This is a genomic window from Deinococcus radiopugnans ATCC 19172, assembly GCF_006335125.1.
Taxonomy (GTDB): Bacteria; Deinococcota; Deinococci; order Deinococcales; family Deinococcaceae; genus Deinococcus; species Deinococcus radiopugnans.
Genome location: NZ_VDMO01000009.1, coordinates 84455 through 108920, shown reverse-complemented (window position 1 = coordinate 108920; position 24466 = coordinate 84455). Strand labels below are relative to the sequence as shown.

The following is a 24466-nucleotide window of genomic DNA, read 5'->3' as shown; positions in this document are numbered from 1 at the left end:
AAAAGTGTGGAGTTGACACTTGCTTCGGCCCCCTCATTTCAGAAACCCTGAAGAACAGGCCGCTGGATCTTGCATTTCGATTTAGGTGGGCCTAAAGTACGCCATGCTTTTTGTGGCCCTCTCGCCGTCCGCCCGTCTCAGTCCCCACGCCCCCTTTTACGCGCTGGAAGTCCGGCTCTTCCTTGGTTTGCTGCCATGACGACCGACAAGGGCTGGCGGCAGGACAATCTGAGCGAGTCCCTGAGCGACGTCGCACGCATCAAGATTGATTACAGCAAGCCGCCGTGGCGGCGCTTCCTGGCGTTTCTGGGACCGGGGGCGCTGGTGGCGGTGGGCTACATGGACCCGGGCAACTGGGCCACGTCCATCGCGGGGGGCAGCGCTTACGGCTACACGCTGCTGAGCATGGTGCTGATCTCCAGCCTGATGGCGATCTACCTGCAGGCCCTGACCGCCCGGCTGGGCATCGCCACCGGACGCGATCTGGCGCAGGCCTGCCGCGACCATTTCAGCAAGCCCGCCGCGATGGCGCTGTGGATCTCGGCGGAAATCGCGATTATCGCCACCGATCTGGCCGAGGTGATCGGCACCGCCATCGCCCTGAATCTGCTGTTCGGCCTGCCGCTGCTAATCGGCGTGATCCTCACGGTGGCCGACGTGCTGCTGATCCTGCTGCTGCAAAACAAGGGGTTCCGTTACGTGGAGGCGCTGGTCATCACGCTGATCGCCACCATCGCCGTGGCGTTTCTGTTCGAGATGATCTTCTCCAAACCCGAACTCGCGCCGCTGCTGGGCGGTCTGGTGCCCAGCCGACAGCTGCTCGATCCGGCGGTGCTGTACGTCGGTATCGGCATTCTGGGGGCGACGGTCATGCCGCACAACCTGTACCTGCACTCGGCCATCGTCAACACGCGCGGCTACGACAAGTCCCCGGCGGGCAAGCGCGAGGCGATCAAGTTCGCCACCTGGGACTCCTCGCTGGCGCTGACCTTCGCGTTTTTCATCAACGCCTCGATCCTGATCCTGGCCGCCGCCGCCTTCCACTTCGCCGGGCGCACCGACATCGCCGAGATTCAGGACGCCTACAAGCTGCTCTCGCCCATCCTGGGCGCGGGGGCCGCCAGCGTGCTGTTCGCCGTGGCGCTGCTGGCCTCCGGGCAGAACAGCACCCTGACCGGCACGCTGACCGGGCAGATCGTGATGGAAGGCTTCGTGAACATCCGCCTGAAGCCGTGGGTGCGGCGGCTGGTCACGCGCCTGATCGCCATCATTCCCACCGTGATCGTGGTGATGATCTACGGCGAGAAGGGCACCGGGCAACTGCTGATCCTGTCGCAGGTGATTCTTTCGATGCAACTGTCGTTTGCCGTCGTGCCGCTGATGATGTTCAGCGGCGACAAACGCAAGATGGGCGAATTCGTGATCAACCGCTTCTGGAAAGTGGTGGGCTGGGCCATCACCGCGCTGATCATCGGCCTGAACGTGTTTTTGCTGGCGCAGACTTTTTTTGGAAGCTGAAGCAGTGGCGGGTCAGAGTTGCGCTGACGTCCGGCCCTTCTTCTCTCGCGGCCAGAGACGACGCCGCCGAGGATCGGCAGGAAGCGCAGTGGATTCATCATACCAACAGCGCCAAATCCACCACTCCACCGGCCCGCCCCGCACCCCCGATTCCCTTCAACACGAACTGGCGGTCAAGCAGATCGAGGGGTTCACCGTTCGCGGCGCCATCTTTTATCTCCGGAGCCTCGTGGCGGCCAGCGTTCCCCCCTTCAGCCCCCTCCCCTACTTCGCGTCAAACCAGTTCGGCCCCACCCCGGCCTCCACCGCCAGCGGCACGCTGAGCTGAGCCGCACCCTCCATGATCTGGCGGGTAATGGCCGCCACCTCGTCGGCGCGGCCCTCGGGGGCCTCGATCAGCAGTTCATCGTGCACCTGAAGGAGCAGGCGGGCGCCCAGCGCGTCCAGTTCCCGGTCCAGTTTCACCATCGCCAGCTTGATGATGTCCGAGGCCGTGCCCTGGATGGGCATGTTGTAGGCCAGCCGCTCGCCCGCCTCGCGCACGTTGCGGTTGGTGGCGGTCAGCTCGGGCACGTAGCGGCGGCGGCCATACATGGTTTCCACGTAGCCGTGCGTGCGGCCAAACTCTAGCGTCTCGTCGATGTATTTGCGGATGCCCGGATAGGTGCTGAAGTAGATCTCGATAAACGAGGCCGCCTCGGCATAGGGAATGTGCAAGTCATTGCTCAGGCGGTGGGCACTCATGCCGTACAGCACGCCGAAGTTGACGGTCTTGGCGGCGCGGCGCTGATCGGGCGTGATGCCGCCCTCATCCAGCCCCAGCACCTGCGCGGCGGTGCGGCGGTGAATGTCGGCGCCCTCCTGGAACGCCTGCTGCATCAGCGGATCGCCGGAGATGTGGGCCAACAACCGCAACTCGATCTGCGAGTAGTCGGCGGCAATTAAACAAAAGCCCTTATCCGCAATAAAACCTTTGCGAATCTCGCGGCCCACTTCCGAGCGGATGGGAATGTTCTGGAGGTTGGGGTTCAGGCTGCTCAGGCGGCCCGTCGCCACCGCCGTCTGCGCGAAAGTGGTGTGCAATCGGTTCGTGCGCGGGTTGACCAGACTGGGCAGCGGATCAAGGTACGTGCCGCGCAGTTTGTCCAGCTCGCGGTATTCCAGCAGCAGCGGGATCACCGCGTGTTCGTCGCGCAGCGGTTCCAGGGCGCTGACCGCCGTGCTGCGCTTGCCGGTCAATTTGGTCTTCTTGCCGCTGGCGAGGCCCAGCTCGTCGTACAGCACGGTTTCGAGCTGCTGCGGGCTGCGGATCGAGAACTCACGTCCCGCATGTTCAAAAATCTCGGCTTCCAGCGTTTGCAAGCGGGCGGCGGTGGAGGCGGCCAGTCCGCGCAGGTACTCGGAATCCAGGCGCACGCCGCGCACTTCCATGCGGGTCAGGACGGCGGCCAGGGGCTTTTCCATCTCCTCGTACAGTTTGGTGCGGGCCTCGTCCAGCTGCGGGGGCAAGTCGGTCAGCAACCGCGCCGTGATGGCCGCGCGTCCGGGGGCGTCGTCCGGCCACGCCATGTTCAGGTAACGCTTGGTCACCAGCGCCATGTTCATGTTCGCCGGATCGAGCAGGTAGGCCATCAGCAGCGGATCTTCGCCCGGCTCCACCACGGTGCCACGCACGCTCAGGTGGGCGGCCAGCGCCTTGGCTCCCGCCGCGTTCACCTGCCGCTGGCCGATGAATTCGGCGTCGTCCACCGTGGCGGGGAACTGCTGATGCAGCTTGGCGAGGGCTTTCTCGGCGTCCTTCTGCGCTTTCTCGGCGGCCTTCTGCTCTTTTTTGGACAGCGGCTGATCGGTGTCGAACAGGTTGGGGGGCGGCGCGGCGGCCTCGGCGGCCTTCTTCCACTGCTCCGGCTCGTGGGTGGGGGCCTCGCGGGTGATGCCGGCCCCGTCCTTCGTCGGCTCGAAGGTGGCGGCCCCGGTCAGCGCCGCCGTCAGGTCATCCTCGCGCGACAGGACGTAGCCCCAGATCGCGCCCGCTTTCGGGGTGCGCCAGGCCTCGACTCGGAGCGGCTCGGGGGCGGCGACAGGCTCGGCGTCTCTGTCGTCTCCCTCGGCGTCGGGAACCTGCTCCTCCTTGCCGTCCAGACCCGCGATGTCGCGCCCGATGGCGTGCAGTTCGAGTTCCTCGATCAATTCGGCCAGCCGTGCGGGATTGCCCGGCAGGCGGCCGGTGCCGAATTCCACCTCCAGAGGCAGATCGGTGACCATGCACGACATCTGGTGACTGAACTGCACGTCACGCTCGGAGGTCAGCAGCTTCTCGCGCGTGCCCTTCGGCTCCAGCGTGCCGGCGTGGGCCGCCTCGTAGATCTTTTCCAGCGTGCCGTACTCCTGCAACAGCTTGGCGGCGGTCTTGGGGCCGATGCCCTTGGCGCCGGGAATGTTGTCGCTGGCGTCGCCGGTCATGGCGCGGTAGTCCACCCACTGGCGCACGGTGACGCCGTACTTTTCCAGCACCTCGGCGGGGCCGATTAAACGGAAATCGTTGGTGATGACGCGCACATGGTCATCGAGCAGCTGGTAGGCGTCGCGGTCACTGGTGACGATCCGCACCTGCATGCCGTTGCCCTCGGCCTTGCGGGTCAGGGAGGCGATCACGTCGTCGGCCTCGTAGCCGGGTTCTTCCAGGCGCGGAAAGCCGATGGCGTCCACCAGTTCGCGGATGCGGTTGATCTGCGCGGGCAGGTCGCTGGGCATCTCGGCGCGGCCCGACTTGTAGCCGTCGAACTGCTCGTGGCGGAAGGTCTTCACGGGCGGATCGAACAGCACGATGATCTGATTTGAACGCTGGCGGGCCAGGCGCAACGTCAGGCGCAGAAAGCCGACGATGGCGTTGGTGGCCTCGCCCCGGCTGTTGCTCAGCGGCGGCAGCGCGAAGTACGAGCGGAACGCCAGCGCGTGGCCGTCGATCAGCACCAGCGTGTCTGGTGTGGGCCGGTCGGGGGCCGATGGGTCGGTGGCGGGAGAGGTCATGGGGGCAATTCTACTCTGGACGTAATGGACAGGTCAGCGGCGCAGGGACTTCTTGCCCAGCCAGACCTGAATCTGCCGTCCCATCGCGTCCAGTACCGGGCGGCTTTTCAGGCACGCGACGAGGGCGCGGGTGGCGTGGTGTTCGTCGCCAAGCACGCCGTCTTGCAGGTGACCGCGCACCACCGGATTCAGGACGCCGCGCACGAACAGCAGGTCGCGCAGCAGGTCATCGACGGGAAGAACGGCCTTCAATTCTCCGTCCGCCGTGACCGTCTGCACCACCGCCCGCCCGCGTTCGTCCAGATCGAGAACCGCGTGCAGCGGCGCCCCGGCCCGCCCGGACACGTGTTCCACGGTGGGCAGGAAGGCGCGCACCAGATTCAGCGCCAGACTGCGGCCCAGGAAAATCAGGCGCGGCTGATCGTGCAGCGTCGCGTCCAGCGTCTGCGCCAGATGGCGGGCCAGGCGGTCTCCCTCGTCCATCAGGGCCTGCGTTTCGGGGTCCAGGGGGTCCAGCTCCGCGTTCGTGACCGTCACACCCACAGGGTAGCGCCGCCGCCGCACACCGCACCGGGAACCCCCTGGCCGGGAGCGCGGGCGTGGCCGAGTGGCCGACTCCCTGCCCGCCCGCGCCCTGCCCCAGCGCCTCGCCCGGCCCGTTCCCCGGCGGCGGCACAGGCAGCCCGCCCCGGCACCGGCACCCTGGAGGAACGACGCCCAGGACCGGACTTCTGTCTGGACAACCGCTCTTTTCAGCGTCCACAGCGCGGTCCCCAGACGGGCCTGTGGGGTAAGCTCTGGGCCATATGAACGTCATTGGCAAAGTCACGGTGCTGCCCCAGCTGCCGCCGTCCATCGCGCGGCTCTCGGAGCTGGCCTACAACCTCTACTGGTCCTGGACCCCGCACGCGCAGGCGCTGTACAGCGAACTCGACCCACAGGTCTGGGAGAACTTCGGACAGAACCCGGTGCGGACCCTGCTGGAAGTCCCGCAGGCCCGGCTGGACACGGTGGCCACCGACAAGGACTATCTGGCCCGGTACAAGTCGGTGATGGCCGATTTCGACGCCTACATGAACCTGAAAAAGACCTGGGCCAGCCAGAACGCGCCGGAGATGCAGCCGGTGGCCTATTTCAGCATGGAGTACGGCTTTCACGAGTCGCTGCCCATCTACAGCGGCGGCCTGGGCGTGCTGGCCGGGGACCACTGCAAGAGCGCCTCGGACCTGGGGTTGCCGTTTACCGCCGTGGGCATGCTGTTCCACCAGGGCTACTTCCGGCAGCTGTTCGACAAGGACGGCTGGCAGAACGAGGCCTACGACGAGCTGGACCTGACCACCCTGCCGATCACCCCGGCCCGCACCCCGGACGGCCAGGAGGCGCGGGTGTCGGTGCGCATCGGCCACCGCGAGATTGCGGTGCGGGTGTGGAACCTGACGGTCGGGCGCATCCGGGTGCTGCTGCTGGACACCAACGTGCCGGAGAACAGCGAGGAGGACCGCAAGCTGACGGCCCGGCTGTACGGCGGCAACCAGGAACTGCGCGTGCAGCAGTACGTGCTGCTGGGCGTGGCGGGCATCCGCGCGCTGCGGGCGCTGGACGTGCCGGCCAGCGTGTACCACATGAATGAGGGCCACGCCGCCCTGCTGGGCCTGGAGCGCATCCGCGAGTGCGTGGACGCCGGGCTGGACTTCCGCACCGCGCTGGAAAGCGTGGCCAGTTCTACCCTGTTCACCACACATACCCCGGTGGCCGCCGGCAACGACGCCTTTACCTACGAGCTGATGGACCGCTATCTGGAGCAGTGGCCGGAGTTGCTGTCGGTGTCCCGCCACGAACTGTACGAACTGGCCCGCCACGATCAGAACTGGGACGGCCAGACCGTGCCGGCCTTCTCCATGACCGTCTTCGCCCTGCGGATGAGCCGCGCGGCCAACGGCGTGTCGGAACTGCACGGCGAGGTCAGCCGCGACATGTGGAAGTTCCTGTACCCCGGCGCGGAGGCCGAGGAGGTGCCGATCGGACACGTCACCAACGGCGCGCACAACCTGACCTTTACCAGCCAGGCCATGCGGGACCTGCTGTCCACCGTGCTGCCCAAGGACTGGACCGAGCGCCTGGAGGACGAGGAGATGTGGAAGGCGGTCGACGGCCTGAGCGACGCGCAGCTGAGCAACGTGCAGCTGGAGACCAAGCGCGAGATGATCGCCTTTATCCGCGCCCGCATGCGCGAGCAGATGCTGCGCAACGGGGCCAGCGCCGCCGACGTGGCCGCCACCGACACCCTGATGGATGCCAACACCCTGACCATCGGTTTTGCGCGGCGGTTCGCCACCTACAAGCGCGCCACGCTGCTGTTCCGGGACCGCGAGCGGCTGGCCCGCATCGTCAACCATCCGGACCGTCCGGTGCAGTTCGTCTTCGCGGGCAAGGCCCACCCCGCCGACAACCCCGGCAAGGCCTTTATCCAGGAAATCTACCGGATGTCGCAGGAGCCCGAGTTCCGGGGCAAGATCGTGATTCTGGAGAACTACGACATGAACGTGGCCCGCCATCTGGTGCAGGGCGTGGACATCTGGCTGAACAACCCGCGCCGCCCGCTGGAGGCGTCCGGGACCAGCGGCATGAAGGCCAGCTTTAACGGCAGCCCCAATTTCAGCGTGCTGGACGGCTGGTGGCGCGAGGGCTACGACGGCACCAACGGCTGGCCGATTGGCGAGGAGCGCGAGTACGCGGACCTGAACGTGCAGGACGACGCCGACGCCTTCAGCCTGTACCAGACGCTGGAAGACGAGATCGTGCCGCGCTACTACGGCGGGGCCACGGGCGAGGACTCGTGGGCCTACTCGGTGCGCCGCTCCATTGAAACCGTCAGCCCGCGCTTTTCCATGCAGCGGCAGGTGATCGACTACGTGCAGCGGTACTACCTGCCGCTGGGCAAGCGCGGTCAAGCGGTGGCGGCCAACCACAACGCCGAGGCCCGCACCATTGCCGGGTGGAAAACCTGGGTGCGCCAGCAGTGGCCCTACGTCAGCATCAGCGCCCACGCCGAATTGCCGGCCACCTGCCACCCCGGCCAGACCGCGCCGATCAGCGCCCAGGTCAACCCGGCGGGCATCTCGCTCGAAGAGCTGCGGGTGGAGGCCGTGCTGAACCGCGCCGGGCACCTGACGCGCTTCCCCCTGGCAAGCCGGGGCGACGGCACCTTCAGCGCCGAGGTGCCGCTGGAGGAAAGCGGGCTGTACTCGGTGGGCGTGCGCATGATTCCCGAGATCGACGGCCTGAGCAACGAGCTGGAAACCGGACTGATCAAGTGGGCCACGGCGCGCTGAACCGGGGCTGAATCCTTCGCGGCGGGCCCTGGGGGAGTGTGGCCCGCCTCTTTCGTGGGGCTGGCGATTGCCCTGATCCCAATCTGCGACAATTGCCCGTATGGAACAGTTCGCGCAGTTTTCGGTAGACGGGCAGCGGCTCTACGGGATGCTCCACACCCCGGATGCCGAGGCCCCCGCTCAGGGCTGGCCGTCGGTGGTGATGGTCCACGGCTTTACCGGCAACCGCACCGATCACCACCGCCTGCTGACCCTGCTGTCGCGGGCGCTGGCCGCGCGGGGCATCGCCAGCCTGCGCTTCGATTGCCGGGGCAGCGGCGACTCGCAGGGCGACTTCAGCGAGATGACCGTCTCGCGTGAGGTCGAGGACGTACAGGCCGCCGCCAGTTACATTCGCCAGCAGCCCCAGATCGATCCCGAGCGGGTCATGCTGCTGGGGTACAGCATGGGCGGCATGGTGGCCACGCTCGCGGCGGCGGGGGTCCGTGCCCACCGGCTGCTGCTGTGGGCGCCTGCCCTGCCCGAATTGTGGCTGCCCCTGCTGAGCGGCGGCGTGCTGCCCACTGGCGTCATCGACCGGGACGGCTGGCCGCTGGGCCGCGCCTTTCTGCAGGAGTTGCCCCGCCTGCGCCCGCTGCAGGCCGCCGCCGCCTGGAGCGGGGTGGCGCACGTGATCCACGGCGACGCCGACACCACCTGCCCGCCGGAATGGGGCGTGCGTTACGCCCAGGCGCTGGGCTGCGACGCGGCGGCCATTCCCGGCGGCACCCACAACTTCACCAGCCTGGAAACGACCGAGATGCTCTACGCGGAATCGCTGCGGTTCCTGGGCGGAGGCTGAGGCGGCACCGAGCTGGACTACACCGCAGGTAAAGCCAGGTAAAGCCACTTTGTGCGAATCTGCATCCACCCCGGTCAGGGCTGATCTAGGGTGAATGGCATGAACCCCGACGATAAGGCCAAACCCGATCAGCGCGGCGAGATCGTGCAGAGCACCGTGCCGGAGGCGCACCCCGAGGTGATCGACGTGCCGGAGAACGATCCTCACAACGAGACGCCCACCGACGAGTCCGCGAAGTTGCAGCAGGAGATGACGGGCGGCATCATTCCCGACAACGAGGACGGTTAGCCCCAGCGCCGCACCCTACCGAACACACAAAAAGGGCCGTCAGGGAATGACTCCTGACGGCCCTGCTGTCACAGACCAGCACTCGGCCTTGGCCTACTTCAGCGCCTTGATCACGGCGGCGGTCAGGTCAGTGGCGCTGGCGTTGGCGTAGATGACCAGCCGGTTCTGGGCGGCCACGCGCTGGTCCATAACCACGCTGTAGCCGTTGGCTTTGGCCACTTTAGCCACCGCCGCGTTCAGCTTGGCGGCCACAGGTTCAAAGGCCGTCGCAATCCGGCCCCGGTACGCGGTCTGGGTGCTGTTGTAGGCCTGCTGGGCGTCCAGCAGCGCCTTGCGGTCGGCGGCGCTGCCCGAGGACGCCGCCTTGCCCGCCAGTTCGTCGATCTTGCCTCGCCGGGCTTTCAGGTCTGCGTCCACGCGGGCGGAGAGGTCCAGGTAAGCCTTGCTGGCCGGCAGGGCCTTGACGGCGGCCTGCACGTCCACCAGCCCCAGCCGGTTCTTGGCGCCCTGCGCGTGCGGCACCGTGGCCAGCAGCGCCAGCGGCAGCAGTATCAGAAATTTATTCAAGGGAAAACCCTCCAGTGTGGGGTGCCGCCTCGGCGGGCATCAACCCGGCGGACCTTAAAATGCCCCGCCGTCAGAACATGCGGGGCAGGTCTTCGGCCGGGCGGCGAGGCTCAGGGCTTGACGGCCTTGAGAGCGGCGTCGGTCAGTTCGGTGCTGGGATCGGCGTAGATCACCAGGCCGTTGGCGGCCACCGACTTGTCCATGACCACGCTGTAGCCGTTGGCCTTGGCGACCGAGCTGACGGCAGCGTCCACCGACTTCTCGACCGCCGTGATCTTGGGATCGATCTGCTTGTCGTAGTCGGCCGCCTTGCTCTGGATGGTCTTGACCAGCGTCTCGCGCTGCTGCTTCTCGGCGGCCGTGGCGCTGGCGCCCTTGGCGTCGATGGCCTTGACCTGCTTGTCCAGCGCGCCGAGTTCAGCGTCGGCCTTGGTCTGGATGGCCTTGATGTCCTTGTCGTTGGGGTGGGCGGCCAGCAGCTTGGACACGTCGACGAAGCCGATCTTCTGGGGAGTGGTCTGGGCGTGCGGGGCGAGGGTCCCCAGGCCGAAGGCGGCGACGACGGCAAAGGGAGCCAGGGTTTTGGCGGTGATCTTCATGAAACGAAAACTAGCACGGTGTTTCCTGAGCGGAATGAACCCCTTCACAGCGGCTTCACATGCGCCGTCAGCCCCCCATCAGGCTGGGGCGCTGGGGTGGCGACAGGCCATCCCGGTAAGCGTAATCCAGTAGACTTTTAGCATGCTTGTACGCGACTGGATGACCCGTGACCCCGTGACCGTCACCCCCGACACCCCCGTGATGGACGCGCTGAAGACCCTCAAGGAGGGTAACTTCCGCCGCCTGCCGGTGATGGACAAGGGCAAACTGATCGGGATTACCACCCGCAAGGACCTCAAGGACGCCATGCCCAGCAAGGCCACCACCCTGAGCGTGTGGGAGCTGAACTACCTGCTGAGCAAGCTGACAGTGGCCGAGATGATGGCCCGCCCGGTGATCACCGCCGCTGAGGGCGAGTACATGGAAGACGCCGCGCTGCGGATGCAGGAACACCATGTGGGCGGCCTGCCGGTGCTGGACGACAGCGGCAAGCTGACCGGCATCATCACCACGATGGACGTGCTGCGCGCCTTTACCGAGATTCTGGGCATGCGCGAGGGCGGCCCCCGCATCACGCTGGAAATGCCCGATACCCCCGGCAGCCTGGAACGGGCCACGCAGGCGATCATGCCCAGCAACATCATCAGCGTCGCCACCTACGACGGCCGGGGTGACCGCCGCCGCTTCGTGATGCGCGTCAGCGGCGAGGGCATGGAGAACGTCAAGCAGCGCGTGCGTGATTCTGGAATTACCGTTCTGGACTGAGCAAATTCCGTGTGCAACCAAGCCGCCAGCCGCGAGTTTCGTCGCTCTGGCGGTTTGCCGTTTCCCCTCGCCCCTACTTTAGCGCCGCCCACGCCGCCGACACGGCCGCGCCACGCTCGAACGTGTGGCTCAGAGACGCGAAGGCATCTTCCAGCATTCCGGCCACGCCCAGAGCGTCGTACCGGTCTGCGTACCCCATCGTGCTGACGCGGAACACGGTGTCCTCGTGGGGCGCCTGTCCAGCCAGGGCACGCTGGCCCAGGCCAGTCAGGGCGGCGGCAATCTGGCGGCCCGTCAACCCTTCAGGGGCTTTCAGGACGGCGACGGCGGGACTGGGGCGGGCGGTCCATGATGGGCAGCCCAGTGCGGTGCCGGCGGCGATCAGGGCATCGGTCTTGCGCTTTTGCTCGGCCCACAGCACGTCCAGCGGCACGCTCAGCGGGCGGTCCAGCGCGGCGGACAGGGCGTAGATCAGGTTGATGGCGGGCGTTTGCGGAGTGTTGCCTGCCTTCTGGCCCCTGAGTTCGCGGGTCAGGTCCAGGTAGTAGCCGTGGCCCGTGTTCTGGATCATGCGGGCCTGAACTTCGGGGCCGAACAGCACGAAGCCCAGCCCCGGTGGGGTGGCCGTGCCCTTCTGGCTGCCAGAGACGATCACGTCCACGCCCCAGGCGGCGGGCCGCAGCTCCGCCACCCCGTAGGAGGTCACGCAGTCGGCAATGACGATCAGATCAGGATTCTGGGTTTTGGCCGCCCGCGCAATCGCCTCCAGATCGTGCAACGCCCCGGTGCTGGTCTCGCTGTGGGTGATCAGTAGAGTGTGGGCGTCGCGGCTGGCCTCGGCGATTTCGTCGGCGTCCAGCAGTTCGCCCCAGGGCTGGGCGACGATCCCCACGTCGTAGCCGAATCTCCGCGCCATGTCGCCCCAGCGCTCGCTGAATTTGCCGGCCTGCGCGTTGACCACCCGCGCCCCGGCGGGCGTGGTGCTGACCAGGGCGCCCTCGAAGGCCCCGGTGCCGCTGCTGGTGGTGATCACGGCCTCGTAGGGGTCGCCCAGCAGACGGCTGAGTTTCTCCCGCGCCTCCATCAATTTGTCGACGGCGTCGCGGCTGCGGTGGTGCATCTGCGGCTGGGCCAGTTCCAGCAGCACGCGCGGGTCCACCTCCACCGGGCCGGGGGCGATCAGGCGCGGGCGGTTCAGCGGAACGTGGGCGGCGGGCTGGGCCGTGGTCTGGGGCGAGGGGGCCGGCTGGGTCATGGGGTTCAGAGTAGACCCGGCGCGGTGCGGCGCGGCGCAGAGGTCTGAACCGCCCGCCGCCGCACCCGCCAACCGTAGCCGCTGGCACGCCTTCAGAGGACGAAGTGCGGCAAGATCGCGTATGCCCTTTCCCACCCCGGCCCACTGGCGCGGCCTGCCGACAAGATGGGCCGTTGTTGCCCTGTGTGGGCTGCTGCTGATCCCCCTGGCCGCCGCACACTACGCCCCGGCCCTGCCGCTGAGTGCCATCGCCCAGCCGTCCCGGCAGTTCAGCCTGCCGTTTGCGGGGGCGCCTGGCCCTGATTCCTGGCTGCTGGGGCAGGGCTACGGCAACACCACCGGGGCGTACCGGCAGCGGCGCAGCACCTACGGCAACCTGCAGGGCATCCACGCCGGGCTGGATTTCAGCGCGCCGTGCGGCACCCCGGTGCGCGCCATCGGTGACGGCACGGTGGCCGAGGTGGACGGCCCGCACGGCAGCCCACCGCACAACGTGGTGATTGACCACGCGGGCAACCTGAGCAGCCTGTACGGCCACCTGCTGGGGCGCTCGACGCTGCGGCCCGGCCAGAAGGTCACGCGCGGACAGGTCATCGGGCAGAGCGGCGACTCGCAGGGAACGTGCATCAGCGCGCCGCACCTGCATCTGGAGCTGCGGGACCGGTCTCATCAGCGGTTCTTCAACCCGCTGCCGTACCTGGAGGCCGACTGGGACACGCTGGCGCTCTCAGGCAGCTTCGGACGCGGTTACGAATATGACCTGGACGCCCCGCGCCGGTGGCAGTCGCCGGACTCGCAGCCCGCCGCCCTGCGCGGGGGCCGGTTGCTCAACGAGTTTGCCAGACCGTGGCCGATTGCTCCGGGAGGCGCGCGGTGAAGGGGTCAGTCTTTATCGCTTTGTTGCTGGGCACGTCTGCCGTGGCCGCCACCCTGCCCTCGCGCGCGGTGCTGAGCGGCGGGTGCTGTCCCGGCACGGTCTGGACGCCGGATTCAAAAGCACTGCTGTTTCTGGACGGGCCGCCCGCACGCCCCAGCACCGGCATTTACGAGGTGGCGGCCACGGGCGGCGAGGTCACGCGCCGGTTCTCCAGCGTTGCGTATTTCTCGCCGAAACTGCGCTGGGCGGTGCGGCCCGGCACCGGAGAGACAACGGTGCTGGAACGGCTGGCCGACGGCAAACGCTTCACGCTGCCCACCTACGGCGCGGACGTCACCTGGAACGACGCCGAGACCGGGCTGGCCTACACCCGCAGCGACACCAGCGGCAACTATGACCGCCGCGCCACGCGGGTCTATGTGGCCGACGCCTTCGGTTCCCCGCGCAACGTCGCCACCCTGTACGGCGGCGGGGTCAGCGGCTGGGTGGACGACAACACGCTGCTGCTGTCGGGCAAGAGCGCGCCGGGCAACCGAGACCGGGAGCTGTTCACGCTGAACATCCGCAGCGGTGCGAAGAAGACCTTAAGGACGGCGCTGGGCTTCCGGGGCATCAGCCTCAGCCCGGATGGGGCGCGGGTGCTGTACATGGTTTCCTTCGACAGCGCCGCGAGAAACGGCCTGTGGCTGCAAAGCACGGCCGGCGGACCACCCACCGAGATCAATGATTTCGGGGCGTACCGCTGGCGCGACGCGGGCCGCTTCGTGCTGATTCCCCTCAAGCTGGACGGCGGTGCCCATGTCCTGCGGCAGTACACGGTCAGCCTGAACGGCTGGAACACGCTGGGTGATCTGGGCGGCCGGGTGCGGCAGGGGGACTGGAACATCAGTCCGGACGGCAGGCGGCTGAGCTACCTGAGTGCCGAGAGCGGCAACGTGCGGGTGCTGACCCTGCCGTAGATGAAAAACGGCGCGGCGGCCCACACGGCAGGGGGCCGCCTCCGGGATCCCTTTCCAGGCCCGGAAATCGCTCAGGACCGGCCCTCATGTCGGGGAACAGCGTCATGCTTCTGTGACAGCAGGCGGATTAAAGTGCCGTCAACAGCAGGACCTGCCCGAGTGAAGGCAGGAAGACCGCCCCACCGGACGTGGGGCTTTTTCGTTGGCCGGGCGCGTCTGGCCTGCGGCTGTCCTCGTACCGACTCCGATTGAAAGGTGTTGAAAACACCTGGCAATCCGAGCGAGACTCGCAGAGCTGCGCTAGCAGAGGAAGAGCGTCCTCATAGGCGTCTGTCCATGACGACAGCGAGAATGAGGAAAATATCCCTCCGTACGTGGAGTGGAGAGATCGGAGCTGTCCCGATGTCTGTCGCGTTACAAACGGAATCCTTATCAGGCGCCGCATTCCGGCCTGTCCCAGAGCGGGTCATTCACGCCGCGGGCGAGACAACGACAGTCGCCTCCTTCTTCCGCAGCTCCCGCGCCCGCCGCAGCCCCAGCTCCGCCAGGGTATTGGCCGACGGCTCGTCATCCGTCGCCTCGACAAAGTCACTCCAGTCCGTGAGCTGACCGTCGAATTTCAGGCCGTAACGCACCTGGATGCCCAGGCGTGGCTCGAACGGCGAAACGTCCGGCAGATTGCAGCGCTCCCGGATGATCTCTATGTCGTGGTCCAGATACGAGAACTTGCGGATCGAGGTTTTTCCCATCCATGCAGGCTATTCACGCCGGAATTGCAGCCACGTCACAACGGCCTCCTCTGATCGACCGCTCAAGCTCCGCTCAAGGAATGCTGAAGGCGGCCTACAACAGGCGGCCCATCCGCTGCGCTATGGGTCTGCCTCGCAGAACACCTTCCAGAGACAGCAGGAAGACCGGCAACATCACAGCAGTGGATGCGACTCCGCCCTGAGGTAGCGCCACAGCAGCGCTTCCAGACTGGCCTGCGTGTGGTCATCCTCTGCCCTGAGCCGCAGCAGCAGCAGGCCGGCGCTGTGAAAAGCCAGCTCCTTGGCCTGATCGCTGCGGCTCTGTTCGGCATGGTCAGCGCTCTTGCCACTCAGCTCGATGCCCGCCACCGGCTGATGCCCGTCCAGGCTGACGATCAGGAAATCGATGTGCTCGTCGCGCAAACGCGCAAGCGCAGCCTGTTGCGGGGGCAGGGCCGCGACGATCTGGAACACGTCGTACAGCCGCACGTTGGGAAACGCCCGGTAGCCGGGCGGCAGGGCCTGCTCCAGGGTCCGGAAGAACGCGCCCTCAGCGAGGCTGAAGAACGGGGTGTGCAGGCGGACGGCCAGATGCTCCGGCAACTCCTCCGGCGGTGGGTCAGGCACGCCGACGGGCGACTGGGGGGCGCGGCGCGGCGCGGTTCGCCGGCCCAGAAGAAATGCGGCCCCCGCCAGCACGGCCGCGACGACGATCAGCAGGCCGGGCACAAGGGAATCCATGCCTGCAGCATAAACGGCTGGGATGACAGAGATATGGCTGGTGGGACCTGTAAGACTGACAAGAACGAAAAAAGCGGCCCGGAGGCCGCCTTGATTTCTTCAATCTACTCTGGTATGCAGCCCCTGTCAAACCATGCATCCGGGTCTCTAATTGCCGGAACGGGTGGCGATGGAATGAGGTTCACAGGGGCAGAGACAGCGACCCTAGCGGACAACGATGTTGATGATCCGCCCCGGCACGTAGATCTCCTTGACCACCGCCTTGCCCTCCAGGAAGCGGGCCACGTCCGGCTGGGCACGGGCGGCGGCCAGCGCCTCGTCCTGGGTGGCGGTCTTGGAAATGCTGACCTGACCGCGCACCTTGCCGCCCACCTGCACGCCGATGGTTACGGTGTCGCGCACGGCAGCCGCCTCGTCAGTGGCGGGCCAGGCCTGCACATGCACGCTGCCTTCCATGCCGCGCTCGTGCCAGATCTCCTCGGCGATGTGCGGGACCACCGGGGCCAGCATGCGGTTGAAGATGTCCAGCGCCTCGTCCCACTCGGGCGTGCCGTAGACGGGCGCGCGGCGGGCACGCACCAGCGTGTTGGTCAGCTCCATCAGCGCGGCGACGATGGTGTTGAAGCTCAGGCGCTCGAAGTCGCCGGTCACTTTTTTCAGCGTGCTGTGCACCGCGTAACGCAGGTCGGCGGGCGTCACGGCCTCGTCGGGGCCAGCGGTTCGGTCTCCGAAGAACAGCGTCCACACCCGGCCCAGCCACTTCGACGGGCCGTTGATGCCCTGCGGATCCCAGGGGCCGCCCACCTCCCACGGCGCGATGAACATCAGGTACGTCCGCACCGTGTCCACGCCGTACTCGCGCACCAGATCGTCGGGGTCGACGACGTTGCCGCGCGACTTGCTCATCTTCTCGCCGTCCTCGCCCAGGATGATGCCCTGGTTGCGCAGCCACGCGAACGGCTCGTTCTGGGTGGTCAGGCCCATGTCGCGCATCACCTTTGTCCAGAAGCGGCTGTACAGCAGGTGCAGGATGGCGTGTTCAATGCCCCCGGTGTACAGGTCGACGGGCAGCAGGTTCGCCTTCTCTGGATCAAAGGGATGTTGGTCATCGTGCGGCGACAGGAAGCGGTACATGTACCAGCTGCTGTCCACGAAGGTGTCCATCGTGTCGGTGTCACGCTCGGCGGGGCCGCCGCAGACCGGGCAGGTGGTCTGCACCCATTCGGTGTCCAGCTTCAGGGGACTCTGGCCGGACGCCGTGAAGCCCTTGAACTCGGGCAGGGTCACGGGCAACTGATCTTCAGGCACCGGCTGCGCGCCGTGTTCGGGGCAGTAGACGATGGGCACGGGGGTGCCCCAGTAGCGCTGCCGGGCCAGCAGCCAGTCGCGCAGGCGGTAGGTGGTCTTGGCCCGCGCCACACCCGCCGCCTCCAGCCGCTCGATCACGGTGTCGATGCTGGCCTTGCCGCCGGGCAGACCGTCAAATTCGCCGCTGTTGACGATCATGCCGGGGCCGCTGTAGGCCCCTTCAGCGTCCGCGCCCATCGGCTCGGCCCCCTCGGCGCGGATGACCTCGGTGATGTCCAGCCCGAACTTGCGGGCAAAGGCGAAGTCGCGCTCGTCGTGGGCGGGAACGGCCATGATCGAACCCGTGCCGTAGGTGACCAGCACGTAGTCCGCCACCCAGATCGGCACCTGATGCCCGCCGATGGGATGGGTGGCAAAAGAACCGGTGAACACGCCGGTTTTCTCGCCCACATCCTGCTGGCGCTCCACATCGGTCTTGCGGCCCGCCGCCGCAATGTACGCCTCCACCTCGGCGCGCTGTTCGTCGGTGGTCAGTTCGGCCACCTTGGCGTGTTCGGGGGCCAGCACCAGAAAGGTGGCCCCCATGATGGTGTCGGGGCGCGTGGTGAACACGGTTTCCGGCCCGGCGGGGGTGTCGAAGACGATCTCCGCGCCCACCGATTTGCCGATCCAGTTGGTCTGCATGGCCCGCACGCGCTCGGGCATGTCGGTGTCGGAGAAATCCAGCAGTTCGTCGGCGTAGTCGGTAATTCTCAGATACCACTGGTTCAGGTTGCGGCGCTCGACGGGGGTGCCGCAGCGCTCGCACGCGCCGTTCACCACCTGCTCGTTCGCCAGCACGGTCTGGTCTTTGGGGCACCAGTTGACCAGCCCGCCCTTCTTGTAGGCCAGGCCGCGCTTGAAAAACTCGGTGAAGAACCACTGGTTCCAGCGGTAGTACTCGGGGTCAGAGGTGGCGAACTGGCGGCTCCAGTCGATCATGGTGCCCATGCGCTGAAACTGCGCCGTCATGGTCTCGATGTTGCTGTACGTCCATTTTGCCGGATCAACGTTGTTCTTGATGGCCGCGTTCTCGGCGGGCAGGCCGAAGGCGTCGAAGCCCATCGGGAACAGCACGTTGTAGCCGCGCATCCGCATCCAGCGGGCGCGGGCGTCTGGGGCGACGTTGGCGTACCAGTGACCGATGTGCAGGTTGCCGCTGGGGTAGGGGAACATGGTCAGCGCGTAGAACTTCTCGCCATCGGCCTTCTCATCGAAGCGGTACAGGCCGGTTTCGGCCCAGCGATCCTGCCACTTCTGCTCAATGGCGTGCGGGTTGTAACGTTCGGCCCTGGGTTCTTGGATGGATGTGAATTGCTCTTCGGTCTGGGTCATGGCGGCTCCTGCGGGGGTCTAAGGGTCTAAAAGTCTTAGGGTCTAAGGAAAGGCGGGGACCAAAAAAAGCCCCGGCGCAACACAGCCGGGGACGCGCGCACAAGCTGGAAGCTAGTCGCGGGGTCCCCTGAGAGTAAGCGCAGAGCGGATCATGCGTTCATTCTAGGGCATCGACGGTTCGGAAGAAAGGCGGGGCGTGAAGACCGCGTGAAGTGTGGGCGCGGCAACCTTTCTGGAGTTCATCCCATATTCGGTGGCATGAACAGACCGTTCCTGACCCTGACCAGCATCGCCCTAGTTGCTTCTGCCTCGGCACAGGCGCAGACCGTTACGCAGGCGGAGGCGTTGACGCGGCTGCTGTCGGCCCCGGAGATCAAGGCGGAGTGGTTCTCGCCGGATTTCCTGGCGCAGGTGCCGTTCGAGACCATCGCGGCGCAGTTCAGGGGAATCACGGGGATGTACGGGAACTTTGTCCGGCTGGACACCTTGCAGGATCGCCCACTGGCGGTCTACGAGCGCGGCACACTGGTCATTACGGCGGCGGCACTGGACGATCAGGGGCGGCTGACCACGTTTGGCGCGGTGCCCGGCCCGGCCTCGGCGGCGGCAGACCAGGCGGCCACGCAGGCCGCACGGGCGCAGGCGACGGCGCTGGTCGAGAAGCTGTTCAGGTCTGACCCCATCGATACGGCGCTGTTCAGCCCGGAGTTTCTGGCCCAGGTCAGCGCCGAGAAACTGACCGAACAGTTCGCGGAAATTCGAGCCGAGAACGGTGCCTTCCAGAGCATTGAGGAGGCAGGCAACGGCTGGCGGCTGACCTTCGAGAAAGGCCAACTGAACGTTCAGGCCATCACCGTGGACGCCCAGGGCCTGATCACGGGCCTGCAACTGCAACCCGTCGTCACCTACGGGACGCTGGACGAGGCCCGCGCCGCCTTCGCCGCCCTGCCCGGACAGGTCAGCCTGCTGGTGCAGGAGGTGGGGCAGCCTCAGCCGCTGGCAGACCTGAACAGCCGCAAGTTGCTGGCCATCGGCTCGGCCTTCAAGCTGGCGATTCTGGGCGAATTGCAGGCGCAGGTCACGCGCGGCGAGAGAAAATGGACGGACGAGGTCACGCTGACCGACGCCGATAAAAGTCTGCCCAGCGGCACCCTGCAAGACGCGCCCGCCGGAAGCAGGTACACCCTGCGCGATCTGGCCGCCCGCATGATTTCCCAGAGCGACAACACCGCCACGGATCTGCTGTTGAAAACCGTGGGCCGCGCGGGGGTGGAGGCCCGGCTGGGCCAGACCGCCATGCCCGACACCCGCGAGTTCTTCGCCCTCAAGAATCCGGCCAACATCGAGCTGTTGCGGGCCTACCGCGACGCGGGGCTAGACCGGGACGCGCGGCGCGAGGTTCTGGAGCAGGCCGCCACCGCGCCGCTGCCCAATGTCGGCGTATTCACCCAGGGCAAAACAACCGCGCAGGACGTGGAGTGGTTCGTCAGTGCCCAGCGCCTGTGCCGCCTGATGGCCGACGTGGCGGCGCTGCCCGAAACGCAGCTCAATCCCGGCGCGGCTGATCCCAGCGATTTCAAGAACGTGAGCTTCAAGGGCGGCTCCGAGATCGGCGTGATCAACCTGACCACCCAGGTCACCACCAAAGCAGGCAAAACGCTGTGCGTCAGCGCCACCTGGAACCGGCCCGAACCGCTGAACGAGCAGCAGTTCGTCGCCATGTACGGGGGCGTGCTGAAGCTGCTGCGTTGAGGGAAAGCCCTCTGAAGATTGCCTGAGGATCGTCTCGCCCTTTCTTTACCTCCCCTCACCCAGGGTCAGGCGTGGGGCGTCAGGCTGAGGCCATGAGCAGAAATGCAGTTTTGACCCTGGCCCTGCTGGGCAGCCTCCTGATTCCGACGCAAACCTACGCGCAGGTGAGCGTCGCCGATATTCCCGCCCTGCCCCTGAGCGGCGCCACACAGCCCAACACACCCACCGCCCCCTCGCCCACCACCCCAGTGACCCCCCCGACTGTGACCACCCTCCCCGCCGTCAATCCACCCCTGGAGCAACCGCACACCGCCCGGCTGGAAGGCCCGCAGAGCGTGCAGGCGGGGCAGGCCAATATGTGGAATGTCCTGCTGACCAATACGGGTGACAAGGCCATTGACCTGCAGCACGGTGCGTGTGACGTACGCTTCGAGGTGGTCAACGCGGCGGGTCAGGTGGTCCGCACCACGCCGAAGGACGCCATCTGCACCCTGCAAATTGTGGGCACCAACGTGGCCCCTGGTCAGACGGGTGAGTTGCAGAAAATCCGTTGGGAAGGCAAGAACGATCAGAAACAGAACGTGCCCGCCGGCACCTACACCATCCGTTCGGTGTTCAACGGCGACGGCGTGCTGATCCGCCCGGCAGACTTCAGCGTGACCGTGCGCTGACCCAGGCTCGGGCAGGAAGCGGAGGCCACAGCAACGGGCCTCCGCTTCTCTTTGCCTTTGACCCCTTGCTACAGACCCGCACGCCTGAACGTGCTGTAGTGGGCGCAGCATGACTTCCCCTTCTCTGAATACCAGCAGGCGCAAGACCGCCCTCATCATCGGCTCGGGCATCGGCGGGCTGTCGCTGGGCATCCGGCTGCAAAGCCTGGGCTTCGACACCACCATCTTGGAACGCCTGGACGCGCCGGGGGGCCGCGCGTACCAGAAGCGCACCGAGGACGGCTACGTGTTCGACATGGGGCCGACGGTGATCACGGTGCCGCATTTTATCGAGGAACTGTTTGCGCTGGAACGCGACAAGGGCATGCTGGGCGAGCCGGACTACCCGCCCCACACGCTGACCGAGGACGCCCGCGTCAAGACTGGCGAGAGCGGCGGCCCGCGCACCCGCGAGTACGTGAAACTGGTGCCGATCCTGCCCTTTTACCGGATTTATTTCGACGACGGCTCCTTCTTCGACTACGACGGCGATCCCGAAAGCACCCGCCGTCAGATCGGCGAACTCGCGCCGGAAGACCTGACCGGGTACGAGCGCTTCCACGCCGACGCCCGCGCCATCTTCGAGCGCGGCTTTCTGGAACTGGGCTACACCCACTTTGGCGACATGACCAGCATGCTGCGCGTCGTGCCGGACCTGATGCGCCTGGACGCCGTTCGCACGCTGTTCTCGTTTACCAGCAAGTATTTCCAGAACCCCAAGATGCGGCAGGTCTTTTCCTTCGAGACGCTGCTGGTGGGCGGCAACCCGCTGAGCGTGCCGGCCATCTACGCCATGATCCACTTCGTCGAAAAAACCTGGGGCATCCACTACGCGATGGGGGGCACCGGGGCGCTGGTGCGCGCCTTCGTGCGGAAGTTCGAGGAACTGGGCGGCACGCTGCGCCTGAACGCGGGCGTGGACGAGATTCTGGTCACGGACGGGCGCGGCCAGCCGGTCAGGCATCCAGTCGGCAAGCGGACGGCGCGCGGGGTGCGGCTGGAGGGCGGCGAGGAACTGCACGCCGACATCGTGGTCAGCAACGGCGACTGGGCCAACACCAACCTGAGGCGCATTCCCGCCGCCGCCCGGCTGGTCAACAGCGACATGCGCGTGAAGGCCGCCCGCCAGAGCATGAGCCTGCTGGTGATCTACTTCGGCTTCCGCGATGATCCGGCCCGCCCGCTGGACCTGCGCCACCACAACATCATCCTGGGGCCGCGCTACGAGGAACTGCTCACCGAGATTTTCGGGCAGAAGGTGCTGGGCCAGGATTTCAGCCAGTACCTGCATGTGCCGACGCTGACCGATCCCAGCCTTGCCCCCGCCGGGCATCACGCCGCCTACACCCTGGTGCCGGTCCCGCACAACGCCAGCGGCCTGGACTGGGCGGTGGAGGGGCCGAAGCTGGTGGACCGCGTGTACAGCTTCCTGGAGGAACGCGGCTACATCCCGAACCTGCGCGAGCGCCTGACCCACAGCGAGTACATCACCCCCGATTACTTCGCCCAGACGCTGGACAGCTACCTGGGCAACGCCTTTGGCCCCGAACCCGTGCTGGTTCAGAGCGCGTACTTCCGCCCGCACAACCGCTCGGAGGACATCGGCAACCTGTACTTGGTGGGTGCGGGCGCGCAGCCCGGCGGTGGCACCCCCAGCGTGATGATGTCGGCCAAGATGACGGCCCGCCTGATCGCCGATGACTTTGGGATTCACCGGGCCGTGCGGGACGGCGTGCCCGCCGCCGCTGAAGCACTGGTGAGGGAAGTGGCGGGCGCAACCGACTGAGCCAAACCACAAAAAACGCCGCCGGGATTCAACCTCTCGGCGACGCTTTTTTCGTTACTTGGTTCAGGGCAGCGTGTTCCCCGCCGCCAGCAAGATCGCGTACCACTCCTCGCGGGTCAGGTGAACGTCCGCCGCCTTGAGGCAGTCGGCCAAGCGCTGCGGGTTGGTGGTCCCGGTGACCGGCTGCATCTTCGCCGGGTGGCGCAACAGCCACGCAATGGCAATGGTGGTGTTGCTCACGCCGTATCGGGCGGCGATCTCGTCAATCTTGGCGTTCAGCTCGGGGAATTTGAGGTTGTCCAGAAAGACGCCCTCGAAGAAGCCGAACTGAAACGGCGACCACGGCTGAATGGTGATGTCGTGCAGGCGGCAGTAGTCCAGAATGCCGCCGTCGCGGTTGACCGCCTCGTCGTTTTCCATGTTGACGTTGAAGCCCTGCGTGATCATGGTGGCGTTGGTGATGCTCAGCTGCAGCTGGTTGGCGATCAGCGGCTGCCTGACCGACTTCTTCAGTAGCTCGATCTGTCGCGGGTGCTGGTTGGACACCCCGAAGTGCCGCACCTTGCCGTCCCGCTCCAGTTGATCGAAGGCCGCGGCGACTTCCTCGGGCTCCACTAGAGCGTCGGGGCGATGCAGCAGCAGGATATCCAGATAGTCGGTCTTCAGGCGCTTCAGGATGCCGTCCACCGAAGCGAGGATGTGTTCCTTTGAGAAATCGAACATGCCCTCCCGGATGCCGCATTTGGATTGCAGGATCATCGTGTCGCGCACGCTGCTGCTCATGCCCACGGCGTCGGCAAAGATTTCCTCGCACGCGCCCTTGCCGTAGATGTCGGCGTGATCGAAGAAATTGGCGCCGTGGTCCATCGCCGTCCCGATCAGCGTCTGCACGTCTGCCTTGCTCATGGTGTTGATCCGCATCATGCCCACGGCGACGACAGGCACATCCAGATCGCTGGTTCCCAGTTTGATGGTTCGCATGGCCCGCATTGTGCGCCCAAATCGGCCCGCGTGGTCTCATCCTCAGTTCACCGTCGGCACCCACCACCAGCCGCCCACGTCATGCCGTCCGGCCCGCCGCGCCGCCGTCTGCGCGCCCCGGTTCTCGCCGTGGATGGTGCCGCTCAGCACCCGCCCATCGGCGGGAAGGTGGCGGGCCAGCAGGGTAGAGAGGGAGGCCCCGAACCCGTGCCCACGGGCGTGTGGGGCCAGCAGCAGTTCCTGAACAACCTGCACAGGTAAACCGAGCTGCGTTTCGGGCAGCGTGCCCGCATAGCCGCTCCACTTCCCCCGCCAGATCACGTCGAACATGGTTCCGGCCTCGATGGTGTCCTGCAAATCCTCCTCCGAGAGCAGGCCCGCCTGACCGATATGCTTCGGGTGGGCGGCGTCCACGGCGGCGTAGGCGGCCTGAGCATCGGCATAGTTTGAGTGGTCAGTCGTTGGCCTCAAACTCAATTCGGGCGCCACCTCTTCCCCGCGCAACTCGGCCAGTGACGCGGCCAGCACGCGCAGATCGGGCTTCAGGCCAGCGAACGTTTCGGCAGCGCTCCAGACACGGATTCGGGGCGGGTGGAAGTTGCCATAGTCGCGCAGGGCCGCCGCACTCAGCCGGGGGACATCCGCCGCCACCACCGGGCGCGAGGTCACGCTGACATCCACGAACGGCTTGCTCACGTCCAGCCCCTTGAAGCGGATGCTGAGCATGGCGTCCAGGTCAGGACGGACCGTGACCCAGCGGTTCAGGTACGCCTCTGGAGGCGGGCCGACGTTGATAAATTCAGCCCGCTTTCCTGCCAGGTCCAGATCGCTGGCGAGTTGAAGGTCAAAGGCATGTTCCTCCGCCAGATTCGCCAGCCGCTCCGGTGCAGGACACCAGTTCAGCGTCAGCGGATGCTGGGCGGTGAGGGAAAAGTGGGCCAGCTCGGCGGCCGTCGGCAAATTGTCGGAAATCACTGACTCCAGCGTAATTCACAAGCGACGCCGAAGGCATGGGCCGCATGGCTTACACGCG

The 24466-nt window shown here is 66.4% G+C and carries 20 protein-coding genes; 10 read left to right on the top strand and 10 right to left on the bottom strand.

From position 1 onward, the window contains the following. Positions 1 to 195: 195 nt before the first annotated feature. Positions 196 to 1518, top strand: coding sequence for an Nramp family divalent metal transporter (locus FHR04_RS09985; RefSeq protein ID WP_039684342.1), 1323 nt, complete (start codon positions 196 to 198; stop codon positions 1516 to 1518). A gap of 264 nt (positions 1519 to 1782) precedes the next feature. Here FHR04_RS09985 and polA read toward each other — a convergent pair whose 3' ends face one another. Then, entirely contained in the window at positions 1783 to 4548 is a 2766-nt protein-coding gene (polA, locus tag FHR04_RS09980) for a DNA polymerase I (protein WP_139402883.1), read from the bottom strand. Between the two features lie 33 nt (positions 4549 to 4581). Further along, positions 4582 to 5085 (bottom strand): hypothetical protein, encoded by a 504-nt coding sequence (locus FHR04_RS09975; RefSeq protein ID WP_249039067.1) that lies wholly within the window; start codon positions 5083 to 5085, stop codon positions 4582 to 4584. Between the two features lie 269 nt (positions 5086 to 5354). Between FHR04_RS09975 and FHR04_RS09970 the strand changes: the two genes are divergently transcribed. The 3 genes from FHR04_RS09970 to FHR04_RS09960 all read left to right on the top strand — a co-directional run bounded on the left by FHR04_RS09970 (position 5355) and on the right by FHR04_RS09960 (position 9009). Further along, positions 5355 to 7880: a glycosyltransferase family 1 protein gene (locus tag FHR04_RS09970; RefSeq protein ID WP_139402881.1), complete on the top strand. Its 2526-nt coding sequence runs from the start codon at positions 5355 to 5357 to the stop codon at positions 7878 to 7880. Between the two features lie 100 nt (positions 7881 to 7980). Continuing rightward, a complete protein-coding gene (locus tag FHR04_RS09965; protein ID WP_139402879.1) occupies positions 7981 to 8721 on the top strand; it encodes an alpha/beta hydrolase family protein in 741 nt (246 codons plus the stop codon). A 99-nt stretch (positions 8722 to 8820) separates the two neighbouring features. After that, positions 8821 to 9009, top strand: coding sequence for a hypothetical protein (locus FHR04_RS09960; RefSeq protein WP_139402878.1), 189 nt, complete (start codon positions 8821 to 8823; stop codon positions 9007 to 9009). A 93-nt stretch (positions 9010 to 9102) separates the two neighbouring features. Here FHR04_RS09960 and FHR04_RS09955 read toward each other — a convergent pair whose 3' ends face one another. Continuing rightward, positions 9103 to 9576: an OmpH family outer membrane protein gene (locus FHR04_RS09955; RefSeq protein ID WP_139402876.1), complete on the bottom strand. Its 474-nt coding sequence runs from the start codon at positions 9574 to 9576 to the stop codon at positions 9103 to 9105. Positions 9577 to 9686: 110 nt separating this feature from the next. Then, the gene (locus tag FHR04_RS09950; RefSeq protein ID WP_039684351.1) at positions 9687 to 10175 is read right to left on the bottom strand and encodes an OmpH/Skp family outer membrane protein; all 489 of its coding nucleotides are present in this window, start codon (positions 10173 to 10175) and stop codon (positions 9687 to 9689) included. Between the two features lie 142 nt (positions 10176 to 10317). Here FHR04_RS09950 and FHR04_RS09945 point away from each other — a divergent pair, with 142 nt between their 5' ends. Continuing rightward, positions 10318 to 10941: a CBS and ACT domain-containing protein gene (locus tag FHR04_RS09945; RefSeq protein ID WP_139402874.1), complete on the top strand. Its 624-nt coding sequence runs from the start codon at positions 10318 to 10320 to the stop codon at positions 10939 to 10941. Between the two features lie 73 nt (positions 10942 to 11014). Here FHR04_RS09945 and FHR04_RS09940 read toward each other — a convergent pair whose 3' ends face one another. After that, positions 11015 to 12196 (bottom strand): aminotransferase class V-fold PLP-dependent enzyme, encoded by a 1182-nt coding sequence (locus tag FHR04_RS09940; protein WP_139402872.1) that lies wholly within the window; start codon positions 12194 to 12196, stop codon positions 11015 to 11017. A gap of 121 nt (positions 12197 to 12317) precedes the next feature. Here FHR04_RS09940 and FHR04_RS09935 point away from each other — a divergent pair, with 121 nt between their 5' ends. Then, complete coding sequence (locus FHR04_RS09935) at positions 12318 to 13073, top strand: M23 family metallopeptidase (protein WP_139402870.1); 756 nt, start codon at positions 12318 to 12320, stop codon at positions 13071 to 13073. After that, entirely contained in the window at positions 13070 to 14032 is a 963-nt protein-coding gene (locus FHR04_RS09930; RefSeq protein WP_249039066.1) for a TolB-like translocation protein, read from the top strand. The genes FHR04_RS09935 and FHR04_RS09930 overlap by 4 nt, the downstream gene beginning before the upstream one ends. Before the next feature lie 470 nt (positions 14033 to 14502). Here FHR04_RS09930 and FHR04_RS09925 read toward each other — a convergent pair whose 3' ends face one another. The 3 genes from FHR04_RS09925 to leuS form a co-directional block, all read right to left on the bottom strand. Then, positions 14503 to 14781, bottom strand: a complete 279-nt coding sequence (locus tag FHR04_RS09925) for a hypothetical protein (protein ID WP_139402868.1) — start codon at positions 14779 to 14781, stop codon at positions 14503 to 14505. 174 nt (positions 14782 to 14955) lie between these two features. Beyond that, positions 14956 to 15522 carry a DUF2726 domain-containing protein gene (locus FHR04_RS09920; RefSeq protein WP_052195408.1) on the bottom strand — a complete coding sequence of 189 codons (567 nt, stop codon included), beginning with the start codon at positions 15520 to 15522 and terminating at the stop codon, positions 14956 to 14958. Positions 15523 to 15726: 204 nt separating this feature from the next. Continuing rightward, the gene (gene leuS, locus FHR04_RS09915) at positions 15727 to 18204 is read right to left on the bottom strand and encodes a leucine--tRNA ligase (protein ID WP_139402866.1); all 2478 of its coding nucleotides are present in this window, start codon (positions 18202 to 18204) and stop codon (positions 15727 to 15729) included. A 258-nt stretch (positions 18205 to 18462) separates the two neighbouring features. Between leuS and FHR04_RS09910 the strand changes: the two genes are divergently transcribed. The 3 genes from FHR04_RS09910 to crtI all read left to right on the top strand — a co-directional run bounded on the left by FHR04_RS09910 (position 18463) and on the right by crtI (position 22452). Beyond that, positions 18463 to 19956 (top strand): serine hydrolase, encoded by a 1494-nt coding sequence (locus FHR04_RS09910; protein ID WP_139402864.1) that lies wholly within the window; start codon positions 18463 to 18465, stop codon positions 19954 to 19956. A 92-nt stretch (positions 19957 to 20048) separates the two neighbouring features. Then, a complete protein-coding gene (locus FHR04_RS09905) occupies positions 20049 to 20627 on the top strand; it encodes a flagellar hook assembly protein FlgD (protein ID WP_139402862.1) in 579 nt (192 codons plus the stop codon). A gap of 109 nt (positions 20628 to 20736) precedes the next feature. Further along, positions 20737 to 22452, top strand: a complete 1716-nt coding sequence (gene crtI / locus FHR04_RS09900; RefSeq protein ID WP_139402860.1) for a phytoene desaturase family protein — start codon at positions 20737 to 20739, stop codon at positions 22450 to 22452. Between the two features lie 63 nt (positions 22453 to 22515). On the opposite strand, the gene FHR04_RS09895 is transcribed toward crtI, so the two are convergent. Both FHR04_RS09895 and FHR04_RS09890 read right to left on the bottom strand, forming a co-directional pair. Next, positions 22516 to 23433, bottom strand: coding sequence for an aldo/keto reductase (locus FHR04_RS09895; protein WP_139402858.1), 918 nt, complete (start codon positions 23431 to 23433; stop codon positions 22516 to 22518). Between the two features lie 42 nt (positions 23434 to 23475). Beyond that, positions 23476 to 24408 (bottom strand): hypothetical protein, encoded by a 933-nt coding sequence (locus FHR04_RS09890; RefSeq protein WP_139402856.1) that lies wholly within the window; start codon positions 24406 to 24408, stop codon positions 23476 to 23478. Positions 24409 to 24466: the final 58 nt, after the last annotated feature.

Bases quoted from the DNA above. Each gene is read 5' to 3' on its own strand.
- FHR04_RS09940 (WP_139402872.1), bottom strand. From the start codon at position 12,196: ATGACCCAGCCGGCCCCCTCGCCCCAGACCACGGCCCAGCCCGCCGCC.
- FHR04_RS09895 (WP_139402858.1), bottom strand. From the start codon at position 23,433: ATGCGAACCATCAAACTGGGAACCAGCGATCTGGATGTGCCTGTCGTC.
- FHR04_RS09935 (WP_139402870.1), top strand. From the start codon at position 12,318: ATGCCCTTTCCCACCCCGGCCCACTGGCGCGGCCTGCCGACAAGATGG.
- FHR04_RS09910 (WP_139402864.1), top strand. From the start codon at position 18,463: ATGAACAGACCGTTCCTGACCCTGACCAGCATCGCCCTAGTTGCTTCT.
- FHR04_RS09985 (WP_039684342.1), top strand. From the start codon at position 196: ATGACGACCGACAAGGGCTGGCGGCAGGACAATCTGAGCGAGTCCCTG.
- FHR04_RS09965 (WP_139402879.1), top strand. From the start codon at position 7,981: ATGGAACAGTTCGCGCAGTTTTCGGTAGACGGGCAGCGGCTCTACGGG.
- leuS (WP_139402866.1), bottom strand. From the start codon at position 18,204: ATGACCCAGACCGAAGAGCAATTCACATCCATCCAAGAACCCAGGGCC.
- FHR04_RS09925 (WP_139402868.1), bottom strand. From the start codon at position 14,781: ATGGGAAAAACCTCGATCCGCAAGTTCTCGTATCTGGACCACGACATA.
- FHR04_RS09945 (WP_139402874.1), top strand. From the start codon at position 10,318: ATGCTTGTACGCGACTGGATGACCCGTGACCCCGTGACCGTCACCCCC.
- FHR04_RS09920 (WP_052195408.1), bottom strand. From the start codon at position 15,522: ATGGATTCCCTTGTGCCCGGCCTGCTGATCGTCGTCGCGGCCGTGCTG.
- FHR04_RS09970 (WP_139402881.1), top strand. From the start codon at position 5,355: ATGAACGTCATTGGCAAAGTCACGGTGCTGCCCCAGCTGCCGCCGTCC.
- FHR04_RS09950 (WP_039684351.1), bottom strand. From the start codon at position 10,175: ATGAAGATCACCGCCAAAACCCTGGCTCCCTTTGCCGTCGTCGCCGCC.
- FHR04_RS09905 (WP_139402862.1), top strand. From the start codon at position 20,049: ATGAGCAGAAATGCAGTTTTGACCCTGGCCCTGCTGGGCAGCCTCCTG.
- FHR04_RS09960 (WP_139402878.1), top strand. From the start codon at position 8,821: ATGAACCCCGACGATAAGGCCAAACCCGATCAGCGCGGCGAGATCGTG.
- polA (WP_139402883.1), bottom strand. From the start codon at position 4,548: ATGACCTCTCCCGCCACCGACCCATCGGCCCCCGACCGGCCCACACCA.
- crtI (WP_139402860.1), top strand. From the start codon at position 20,737: ATGACTTCCCCTTCTCTGAATACCAGCAGGCGCAAGACCGCCCTCATC.